This is a genomic window from Phenylobacterium sp. (genome assembly GCF_028290885.1).
Taxonomy (GTDB): Bacteria; Pseudomonadota; Alphaproteobacteria; order Caulobacterales; family Caulobacteraceae; genus Phenylobacterium.
On record NZ_JAQGIZ010000184.1, the window covers coordinates 1 to 10,379 of the forward strand.

The following is a 10,379-nucleotide window of genomic DNA, read 5'->3' on the forward strand; positions in this document are numbered from 1 at the left end:
TTCCAGTTGGTGATCTCCGACCGCGACGGCCATTTCCCGTGGGAGCCGCAGTACGACGAGCGTCTGCGGCCCCTTCAGCGGGAGCTTTATCTCCCAACCGACGCAGCGTCGGCTAGCCGTTATAGAAGAACCGCTCCTCGGCGATCTTGCCGTTCTTGATCGTGTAGACGGCCATTTCGTCCATGGTCATCCGCTGGCCGCTCGCCTTGGGCGTGACGTCCATCTTGAAGTGGACCACGAACTGGTCGCCGTTGACGTAGGGGCCCTCGACCTCGACGCCGTGGATGTCGTGGTTGGCGCTCCACCACTCGCCCTTGCCGCGGACGGCGTCGATGCCGCGGCTGGCGGGATCTCCGCCGCCGGGGGCGCCCGCCTCGACGCTCAGCACGTCGCTGGCCCAGTACTTCTCGCCGCTCTCGCCGAACTTGCCCGCCTTGCAGAGCGCGACCAAGTCGTTGGCGATATCTTGGGTCGTCATGACGAACTCCCTTCCTTTGTGGTGAACCCCAGCTTGCGCCGCCTGGATGACGGTGAGGGGTCGGACTCCTGTCTGAGACGCGCGAACCGGCGGGAAACCGACAGACCCGCCCAATGCGAGAACGCGCCAAGGCTAGGCGGGTCTCATGACAGCGTGCTGGCAGCATGGCGCCGGCCAAGGCTATAAGTCGCGTCATGACCGACACCCAGCCCGCCTCCGTCTACGACCTCGCCCACGCCGAGGAGGTCGAGAGCCTGGCGACCTTTGCGGTGCTGGTGGACAACGAGCCGGGCGTGCTGCACCGGCTGGTCGGGCTGTTCGCGGCGCGTGGCTACAATATTGAGAGCCTGACCGTCGCCGAGACCGACCGCAGGGCGCACACCTCCCGCGTGACTATCGTCACCCGCGGCACGCCGCAGGTGCTGGCGCAGATCGAGGCGCAGCTGACCAAGATGGTCTCCACCCGCCACGTGCAGGACGTGACCCGCGACCCCAACGGCCTGGAGCGCGAGCTGGCGCTGGTGAAGGTCAAGGGAACCGGGCCCGACCGCGTCGAGGCGCTGCGGGTCGCCGACATCTTCCGCGCCAAGGTGATCGACACCACCCACGAGAGCTTCGTCTTCGAGCTCACCGGCGCGCCATCGAAGATCGACAAGTTCACCGACCTGATGCGCCCCCTGGGCCTGGTGGAGGTCTCGCGCACCGGCGTGCTCTCCATCCAGCGCGGCGTCGAGGTGCTCTGAACGGGGAACCGGGCGAGCGGTTGAGGGGCTTTCCAAGGCCGTGCGCCGCCTCGCCCTTGCCCTCCTGCTGATCGCCGCAGCCAACCCGACCCAGGCGCAACTCTTCCGCCGTGCGCCGTCGGGCCCGGTCGCCGCGCCGCCGCCCGGCACCCCGCCCGCGGAGGCCGAGATCTGGCCCTTCCCCCCGCCCGACCCAAAGGCCTGGTGGGACGAGAAGCGCCCGGCCGCCCCCGAAACCGCCGACCCGCTGGGCGGGCGCAGGCTGGGCGGCGCGCGGCTGATCCCGGTCGACAGCGGCGTCGATCCCTCCACCTACCGCCTGTGGGGCCTCGTCCCGCTGCAATGGCAGATCCTGCACGGCGACGAGATGGTGCTGGAAATCTGGGTTCGCCCGGCCCGCACCGTGCGCCAGACCGTGGTCAGGATCACCGTGCGGCGCGACGGCAGGGCCTTCGTCCAGGCCCGGGCGGGGCTCGCCTGCTGCGAAGCCGGCATCGCGCGTCGGATCGGCTTCGACGCCGAACTGCCGGCCGGCCAGGCGGCGGCCTTCCTGGTGCTGCGGAGCCACCCGATGTGGACCGCGTCGCGCGACGTACGGGTGAGCCAGGGCCCCGACCTCGCCGAGGGCGTCTGTGTCGACGGCACAGACTACGACCTGACGCTGATGGTCCCCGGGCGCTCGCGCTCACTCCGCCGGTCCTGCGACAACGCCGCGGTCGGGGAGGTCGCCGACGCCCTGGAGCCGGCGCTGCGCGCGGCCATCGGCCACGATCCGCGCTTCGACGTGATCTTCCCGGGCGGGGCCAGCTTCGCCGGGGCCCGCGACGCCTACCGCGACCTGGTCAGCCACGGCGGCTTGCTGAAGCCGGATCCGCACGCCCGGCCGCAGCCGCCGGGCGTGGCGCCGGGCCCGGACGAGGCGGCCGCTACGCCGCCTGCGCCTGGGGTTGGGCCTGGGTCTCGGCCTGCGCCATCGCCGCGATGACGCGCCGCCGGACGTAGAAGCGGACCGTTGCGTACTGCACCGCGAACAGGGCGATCTTCGAGGCGAGCGGGACGACCGCGATGAAGGCCGGCCATTGGCTCGGCAGGGCCACGGCGACGGCCAGGTTGGCGAGCGCGGTCAGGGCCATCAGCCCGGCCCAGACATAGCCGAAGGCGATCATCAGGGGTTCGCCATGCTCGCGGGCGATCGGCGGCATGTAGCGCAGCATCCAGCCGCGCTTCAGCATCACCGCGCCGACGGCCAGGTAGATGATGGTCGGCTTGGCCATCAGGAACCGCGGATCGCTGGTCAGAATGCCCAGCGTGCCGAACACCACCACCAGACCCAGCGAGGCCCATTGCAGGAGCTCGACCTTCCGCTTGAGGAGCCTCTGGATCGCGACCTGGGCTACGCCCACCAGCAGGGCCGCGCCGGTGGCGATGCGCACGTCCACCTTCATCGCCAACAGCACCGCGAAGACGATGGTCGGAAGGAAGTCGGAGATCAGCGGACGCGCCGCGTAGAGTAGGTTGTTCATGGAAAACTCCAAGGAAATCTGACGCCTGCAAGCCTATCGGCGAAGGCGGGCCAGCCCTAACCCGCTCACGAACGGTGCGCGGCGATTGACGGAAAACACCCCGCCGTCCGCGCTTCGCGAACAGACAGTTCTTCAAATTCTAACGCCTAGGCCCTATATTGGCGGGGTCAGGGCTTGCTCTGACTATGGAGATAAACGCGCACGCAATAAGCGGACTGGACCCGGGTGCGATTCCCGGCGGCTCCACCAATCTTCCTCGGGTTATCGCCGGAAAGCCGATTCTTTCTTGGGAAGCAGGGGGCCGATCAGCATCGACAGACGTGTAAAGGTGTTGCTTTCTTCCGGCCTGACCCACCGTTCCGGGTCTTAAACTAACTGCGAACGATAACTTCGCTGGAGAAGTCCGCCTGGCCGCGTAAGCGGTTCGACGGTTCTCAATCTAAGTCCTAGGGGTTCAGATCCTTAGGCGGGGCCCGGGAGGCGCCTGCCAACAGAAGCCTCCCACCCAATTCCGTGCGGGCGCCTCCCTTCTTTTCAGCAAGAGTTGCGGGCGCGTGCCAACAGAAGCCCTCCACCCATCCTCCGATGGGCGCCCTCCTCTTTTCTTTTTCGGCGAGTATGGGAGGCGCCTGCCAACGGAACCCTCCCCACCTTATCTTCTGGCGTGAAGCGGCTTTCCGCCCTCAGTCCGAGGCGCTAGGTTCGCCCGCACGCGTTCGTTCGGAGACCCCATGGCCCAGGACCCGCCGGCCCAGGACTTGATGCGCTATGAGGCGATGGCGCAGGACGCCCTGCGCGGTGTGGTGAAGGCCGCCCTGAAGCGCGCCGCCGCGCCCGAGGGCCTGCCCGGCGCGCACCACTTCTACATCACCTTCAAGACCGAGGCCCCGGGCGTCTCCGGCCCGCCTGACCTGCTGGGCAAGTACCCCGACGAAATGACCATCGTCCTGCAGCACCAATACTGGGACCTGGCGCCGGGCGAGACCTTCTTCTCGGTGACCCTACAGTTCGGCGGCCTGCCCAAGCGGCTGTCGGTGCCCTACGCCGCGGTGACCCGCTTCTACGACCCGAGCGTGCAGTTCCTGCTGCAGTTCGAGGCGCCCGCCGCCCCGGACGCCGCTGCGGGCCGCCCCACCGAGCCCGAAGCCAAGGCCGTGGCCGGCGAGGCCGAGCCGGCCCCCGCCGACGGCGAGGCGAAGATCGTCTCCCTCGACCAGTTCCGGAAAAAGTGAGGCGCCCCGCATGAGCGACGCCGCGACCTCCGCGCCCGAGGCCCTCTCGGACGAGGCGATCCTCGAACGCTTCCTGCGCACCAAGAACCAGCCTACCGGCTCCCGGACCCTGGGCTTCCGGATGCTGTCGGTGAACCAGGCGGAAAAGACCGTCGAGGTCGAGTTCGAGGCCAGGGCCGAGCTGCTGCTCAACCCGATGAAGCAGATCCAGGGCGGCTACCTCTGCGCCATGCTGGACGAGTGCATGAGCGTCGCCTGCATGGTGGCCTCGGGCATGACCGCGGTCGCGCCGACGCTGGAGATGAAGACCAGCTTCTTCCGCCCCGCCATGCCGGGAACGCTGCGCGGCGTCGGCCGGGTCGCCAAGTGGGGCCGCCAGGTGGCCTTCACCGAGGGCGAGATCTACGACGCCGACGGGCGGCTCCTGGCCAAGGCCACCGGCACGGCGATCCCCACGCCGTTCCAGGTCTACAAGACTTAGGCGTGCGCCCGCTCGCGCGCCTGGTCTGGCTGATCGCCGGTCTCTGGCTCGCGCAGGCCGCGCCGGCGGCTGCGGCCTCGGCCTTCGGCGACTGGAGCGCGGTGGTGATCGCCGGCGACTGGCACGCCCACTCCGGCGGCCCGTCGGAAGCCTTCGACAACGCCCGGCGCGACGTCTCCCGGGCCTTCGAGCAGGCCGGCTTCGAGCCGCAGAACCTGCGGCAGTTCTCGGTCAGACCTGAGCGCTACAGGGACACCAACCCCGCGAAATCCGACCCGCAGGGCATCTACGATGCGCTTACCGACCTGACGGCCAAGGCCACCGGCGGCTGCCTGATCTATTTCAGCTCGCACGGCGCGCCGCAGGGCGTGGTCGTCGACCAGCAGCTGCTGCCGCCGGGCGTGCTGGCCAGCATGCTCGACATCACCTGCGGCAAGCGGCCGACGGTGGTGATCATCTCGGCCTGCTTCTCCGGCGTGTTCGTGCCCGCGCTCGCCGGCGCCAACCGCATGGTGCTGACCGCGGCCCGGCCTGACCGCAGCTCCTTCGGCTGCGGCGAGGCCGACAAATACCCCTACTTCGACCAGTGCGTGCTGGAGTCGATGCCGGGCGCGACCGATTTCGCCACTCTGGGCCGGACCGTGCAGGCTTGCGTGGCCACGCGCGAGATCAGGGAGGGCATGAAGCCGCCCTCCGAGCCGCAGCTGTTTATAGGCTCGGCGCTGAAGCCGCTCTTGCCGCTCTACTCCCTGGCGAGCACCGCAGCCCCTAAGCCCCCAGGGCGAAACTAGACCGCAGCTCCCCACGTTTGGAGGGACTCGCTTGGGCGCCCTACAAGCGGTTGAGCCTTCCGCTCCGTCCGGGTTTTTCATCGATGCGGTCCACCCTCTCCGCCGCCGTCGCCGCTCTGGCGCTGCTGTTCGTCCAGCCTGTCGGGGCGGCGGCGCAGGACGAGAGCCATCAGCCCGTTCTTCGCCCCTACCAGCCGGTCCCTCCCGCGGCCAATCTGCCCAAGGCCCCGGTGCCTTACACCAAGCTGCATCCCAAGCCGGCCAAACCGAAGGCCGCGGCGGCGGGGACCGAAGCGCCGAAGCCGCAGCCCGCCACGCCGGCGACAGAAGCCCCGAAGCCCAAACCTCCTCTTCCCGCGCCACAGACGCCAGCTCCGTCCGCTCTGCCTGAGACGCGCCCGACCCCGAAGCCGCCGGCGGCGCCACCCCTCGCCGCGCCTTCGCCCACGGCCGCGCCTTCACCCGCCGCCCCCGGCGCCAAGCTGACCGCCGGCCAGCCGATGCCGCCGACCGAGCTGGAGGCCTTCGTTGACGGCGTGGTGAGGGACGCCATGGGCCGCGAGCACATCGCCGGCGTCACCGTCTCCGTCGTCCAGAACGGCCAGGTGCTGCTGAAGAAGGGCTACGGCTTCGCCAGCCTGGACCCGCAACGTCCGGTCGACCCCGACCGCAGCCTCTTCCGCGTGGGCTCGATCTCCAAGACCTTCACCTGGATCGCGGTGATGAAGGAGGTCGAGGCCGGGCGTATGCGGCTGAACCAGCCGATCAACCTCTACCTGCCCGAGAAGGTGCAGGTCCGCGACCAGGGCTACGACCAGCCGGTGCGGGTGGCGAACCTGATGGACCATTCCGCCGGTTTCGAGGACCGCGCGCTGGGCCAGCTGTTCGAACGCGACTACGGCCGCGTCCGGCCGCTCGACATCTACCTGCGCCAGGAGCGGCCGCACCGCGTGCACGCGCCGGGCGCGGTCTCCAGCTATTCGAACTACGGCGCGGCGCTGGCGGGCGAGGCGGCGACCTACACCTCCGGCCGACCCTACGAACGGCTGATCGAGGACGATATCCTCGTTCCGCTGGGCATGGGCCACACCACCTTCCGCGAACCCCACGAACCGAAGGCCGGCCTGCCGGCTCCGATGCCGGCCAGCCTGGCGGGCGACGTCTCCGACGGCTACCGCTGGACTCCGGTCGGCTTCGCCCGCCGCGACTATGAGTTCATCGGCCAGATCGCCCCGGCCGGCGCGGGGTCGTCCACCGCCGGCGACATGGCGCGCTACATGCTGATGCAGCTGGGCGGCGGCCAGTTCGGCGGGACGGCGATCTACGGCCCGGTGGCGGCCCAGGCCTTCCGCACGCCGCTGCGCCAGACCGCGCCCGGGATCAACGGCTGGGCGCACGGCTTCATGGTCTACGACCTGCCCGGCGGGCATCGCGCCTACGGCCACGGCGGGGCGACGCTGTCGTTCTTCTCCAACATGGTGGTCGTGCCCGACCTCAACCTAGGGGTCTTCATCTCCACTAACACCGACACCGGCCGGCCGCTGTCGAGCCGCCTGCCGGACCGCATCGTGCAGCATTTCTACGCCGCGCCGGACACCTTCCCGCGTCCGGGCGCGCCGGAGCTCGCCCAGCGCCGCGGCGACTTTGCCGGCTCCTACATGACCACGCGCCGGACCTATTCCGGCCTGGAGGGCTTCGTCGACCAGCTGACCGGCGGGGCCTCCGTCGACGTCACGCGCGGTGGCCGCCTGGTCACGGCGACCAGCGAGGGCGTCAAGACCTGGGTTCCCGAAGGGGGGCTGGAGGACGGCCGCTTCATCGCGACGCAGGGATCCGAGCGCCTCTCGTTCGACCTGGCCGACGGCGGCGCACGGGCCTTCCACGTTGCGAGCGGCACGCAGATCTTCGAGCGCTCCCCTGTATGGCGCCAGCCCCGGACGCTGGCCGCCTTGGCCGCCCTCACTGTCGCCGCCGCGCTCGCCACCCTGGCCGGCGTCGTGGTGCGCAACCGCCGCGAATTCCGCGAGAACCAGATCCAGAGCCGCGCCAGCCTGGTGCAGAACATCCAGGCGGTGCTGTGGCTGCTCATGCTGGCCTTCTTCGGGCTGTGGGCGTCGAAGACCGGCGACCTGGCCGAGGTGATGTACCGCTGGCCCGGCGTCTTGATGACCACCGCCTCGGCCTGCGCCCTGGTGGCCGCCGCCCTGACGCTGACGACCCTCGTCGCGCTGCCGGCCGTCTGGCGCGGTGGGCGGCGGGTGGACTCCTGGACCCACCTGCGCAAGGCGTTCTTCAGCGTCACCGTCCTGGTCTACCTGGCCTTCTCGGTGGACCTGGCTCTCTGGGGCGGGCTCAGCCCCTGGAGCGGCTGACGGCCCTGCTTCCAAGCCCGCAATACGGCGCCGCTTAAACCCCCCGTTTACCAACCACTGGGTAAATCCTGCCTAGCGGTGGGCAAACGCGTACGCCCGCCCGCTTTGGGTTTGCGGAAGGACGCCGGCGTTGAACCAGGTCTTGGCTGCGCTTCAGAGGTTCGGGATCGGCCGCCTGGCCGCGATCCTCGGCATCGGCGCGGGCGTCGCGGCGGCGCTTTTCGCGCTTACCATGGGCCTCGGCCAGCCCAAGGCCCTGCTCTATTCCAATCTCGACCTGAAGGAAGCCGGCACGATCACCCAGGCCCTCGACCAGGGCAACATCAAGTATGAGGTGAAGGGCGACGGCTCGACCATCATAGTGCCGCGCGACCAGGTGGCCTCGACGCGGCTGATGCTGTCGTCCAAGGGCCTGCCGACCGCTGCCAGCGTCGGCTACGAGATCTTCGACAACGCCAGCGCCATGGGCCAGACGGACTTCGTCCAGCAGCTGAACCGCCAGCGCGCCCTGGAAGGCGAGCTCAGCCGCACCATCCGCAGCCTCGACGGCATCACCGCGGCCCGCGTCCACCTGGTGCTGCCCAAGCGCCAGATCTTCGAGGAGGAGGCCGAGCAGCCGTCCGCCTCGGTGACCCTTGGCGTCGGCGGCCGCGAACCCGGACCCGACCAGGTGCGCGCCGTGCAGAACCTGGTCTCGGGCGCCGTCCCCAACCTGAAGCCGGACCGGGTGACGGTCATCGACCAGCACGCCAAGACCCTCTCCGGCGGCGACACCGGCATGGCCGCCGAGGCCGACGGCCGCAAGAGCGAGGTCGAACAGCGGATCGCCAAGCAGGTGAAGGGGCTGGTCGAAGGCATCGTCGGCGCCGGCAAGGCGCGGGTGAACGTCTCGGCCGACGTCGACCTCGCCCATGTGACCGAACAGAAGAAGACCTTCGATCCCGATGGCCAGGTGGTCCGCTCGGAGAGCACCACCGACGAAAAGTCCCAGGAAGGCTCCGGCTCTTCGGACGGCCAGTCCTCGGCCACGGCCAACATCCCGGGCGGCGCCAAGATCGGCGGCAACCAGGAGACCAGCAACACCAACAGCGGCCGCCAGGAATCCACCACCAACTACGAGATCACCGAGACCACTCGCACCTCGGTGCAGGAGCCCGGCCAGGTGAAGAAGATCTCCGTGGCGGTCGCCGTCGACGGGGTCACCGCCCCGGCCGGCAAGAGCGGCAAGCCCGGCGCCTACAGCCCGCGCTCGGCCGAGGAGATGGCGCGCATCGAACAGCTGGTCCGCGCCTCCGTCGGCTTCGACCAGGCCCGCGGCGACCAGGTGACCGTGGTCAATGTCCGCTTCCCCACCGCCGACGACGCCGGCGGGGTCACCGCGGCCAACCCGCTGATGGGCTTCGACAAGAACGACATCATGCGCGCCGCAGAACTGGCCGTGATGGCCGTGGTGGCCGTCCTGATGATGCTGTTCATCGTCCGCCCGCTGCTGCGCGGCGCCATGGCCGGAGGCGGCCCGATGGCGCTCATGGGAGGGCCGCAGGTCGCCCGCATGACCGTCGGCCCCGACGGCCAGCCGATGCAGATCGGAACCGACCCGGTCACCGGCCAGCAGATCGCGTTGCCGGCGCCCGGTTCTGAACACCTCGAGCAGAAAATCGACATCGCCCGCATCGAGGGCCAGGTGAAGGCCAGCTCGGTCAAGCGGGTCGCGGAGTTCGTCGACAAGCATCCGGAAGAATCGGTCTCGATCATCCGCACCTGGCTGCATGAAAGCGCATGACGCTCCTGCGCCAAAGGCTCCGGAGGACCCAGTCCTCAGCCATGACCCACCAGGACCTCGCCCTGCAAAGCTCCCCTAGGAGCGAAGCCGGATGAACGCCCGCAGCCCCAAGTCCAAGGCGATCACCGAGGCCTCCCGGCTGAACGGCGCCGAGAAGGCGGCCGTGGTGCTGCTGGCGTTGGGTGAAGACCACGCCGGCGTCTGGCGCCAGCTCGACGAAGAGGAGATCAAGGTCATCTCCCAGGCCATGTCCGGCCTTGGCCAGGTGACGTCCAGCGTGGTCGAGGACCTGCTGGTGGAGTTCGTCTCCGGCATGGGCGGCGGCGCCATCACCGGCTCGGTGGAGCTGACCCAGAAGCTGCTCGCCTCGATCATGCCGAGCGAGAAGGTCGACACCCTCATGGAGGAGATCCGCGGTCCCGCGGGTCGCACCATGTGGGACAAGCTCGGCAACGTGAACGAGGCCGTGCTCGCCAACTACCTGAAGAACGAATACCCGCAGACCGTCGCCGTCGTGCTCTCCAAGATCAAGTCCGAGCACGCCGCCCGCGTGCTCACCTGCCTGCCCGAGGACTTCGCGCTGGAGTGCGTCACCCGCATGCTGCGCATGGAGCCGGTGCAGCGCGAGATCCTCGACAAGATCGAGCAGACCCTGCGCACCGAATTCATGTCGAACCTGGCGCGCACCTCCAAGCGCGACAGCCACGAGATGATGGCCGACATCTTCAACGCCTTCGACCGCCAGACCGAGACCCGCTTCATCACCGCCCTGGAAGAGCGCAACCGCGAGGCGGCCGAGCGCATCCGCGCCCTGATGTTCGTCTTCGAGGACCTCTCCAAGCTCGATCCGGGCGGCGTCCAGACTCTGCTACGGGCGGTCGACAAGGACTCCCTCGGCCTGGCGCTGAAGGGCGCCTCGGACGCGCTGCGCGAGATGTTCTTCTCCAACATGAGCGAGCGCGCCGCCAAGATCATG

10 protein-coding genes and 1 other RNA gene are annotated in these 10,379 nt (G+C 69.3%); 9 read left to right on the forward strand and 2 right to left on the reverse strand.

Annotated elements, in window-relative coordinates:
- Positions 1 to 112: 112 nt before the first annotated feature.
- Positions 113 to 478 carry a SnoaL-like domain-containing protein gene (locus tag JWP28_RS12385; protein WP_299543281.1) on the reverse strand — a complete coding sequence of 122 codons (366 nt, stop codon included), beginning with the start codon at positions 476 to 478 and terminating at the stop codon, positions 113 to 115.
- 194 nt (positions 479 to 672) lie between these two features.
- Between JWP28_RS12385 and ilvN the strand changes: the two genes are divergently transcribed.
- Both ilvN and JWP28_RS12395 read left to right on the forward strand, forming a co-directional pair.
- Positions 673 to 1,221: an acetolactate synthase small subunit gene (ilvN, locus tag JWP28_RS12390; RefSeq protein ID WP_299543283.1), complete on the forward strand. Its 549-nt coding sequence runs from the start codon at positions 673 to 675 to the stop codon at positions 1,219 to 1,221.
- Between the two features lie 40 nt (positions 1,222 to 1,261).
- Positions 1,262 to 2,206 carry a hypothetical protein gene (locus JWP28_RS12395; protein WP_299543285.1) on the forward strand — a complete coding sequence of 315 codons (945 nt, stop codon included), beginning with the start codon at positions 1,262 to 1,264 and terminating at the stop codon, positions 2,204 to 2,206.
- Here JWP28_RS12395 and JWP28_RS12400 read toward each other — a convergent pair.
- Positions 2,148 to 2,744, reverse strand: coding sequence for a septation protein IspZ (locus tag JWP28_RS12400; protein ID WP_299543287.1), 597 nt, complete (start codon positions 2,742 to 2,744; stop codon positions 2,148 to 2,150). The genes JWP28_RS12395 and JWP28_RS12400 overlap by 59 nt on opposite strands.
- Positions 2,745 to 2,871: 127 nt before the next feature.
- Between JWP28_RS12400 and ssrA the strand changes: the two genes are divergently transcribed.
- From ssrA to JWP28_RS12435, 7 genes are all read left to right on the forward strand, one after another.
- Positions 2,872 to 3,250, forward strand: a transfer-messenger RNA (tmRNA) gene (gene ssrA / locus JWP28_RS12405).
- A gap of 225 nt (positions 3,251 to 3,475) precedes the next feature.
- On the forward strand, positions 3,476 to 3,976 hold the full coding sequence (locus JWP28_RS12410) for an SspB family protein (protein ID WP_299543289.1): 501 nt from the start codon (positions 3,476 to 3,478) through the stop codon (positions 3,974 to 3,976).
- Positions 3,977 to 3,986: 10 nt separating this feature from the next.
- The gene (locus JWP28_RS12415) at positions 3,987 to 4,457 is read left to right on the forward strand and encodes a PaaI family thioesterase (RefSeq protein WP_299543291.1); all 471 of its coding nucleotides are present in this window, start codon (positions 3,987 to 3,989) and stop codon (positions 4,455 to 4,457) included.
- A 2-nt stretch (positions 4,458 to 4,459) separates the two neighbouring features.
- A complete protein-coding gene (locus tag JWP28_RS12420) occupies positions 4,460 to 5,248 on the forward strand; it encodes a C13 family peptidase (RefSeq protein WP_299543293.1) in 789 nt (262 codons plus the stop codon).
- A gap of 83 nt (positions 5,249 to 5,331) precedes the next feature.
- Positions 5,332 to 7,620, forward strand: a complete 2,289-nt coding sequence (locus JWP28_RS12425; protein WP_299543295.1) for a serine hydrolase domain-containing protein — start codon at positions 5,332 to 5,334, stop codon at positions 7,618 to 7,620.
- A 130-nt stretch (positions 7,621 to 7,750) separates the two neighbouring features.
- Positions 7,751 to 9,403, forward strand: coding sequence for a flagellar basal-body MS-ring/collar protein FliF (fliF, locus tag JWP28_RS12430; RefSeq protein WP_299543297.1), 1,653 nt, complete (start codon positions 7,751 to 7,753; stop codon positions 9,401 to 9,403).
- 91 nt (positions 9,404 to 9,494) lie between these two features.
- A partial coding sequence (locus JWP28_RS12435) for a flagellar motor switch protein FliG (RefSeq protein ID WP_299543299.1) occupies positions 9,495 to 10,379 on the forward strand: 885 nt, incomplete at its 3' end.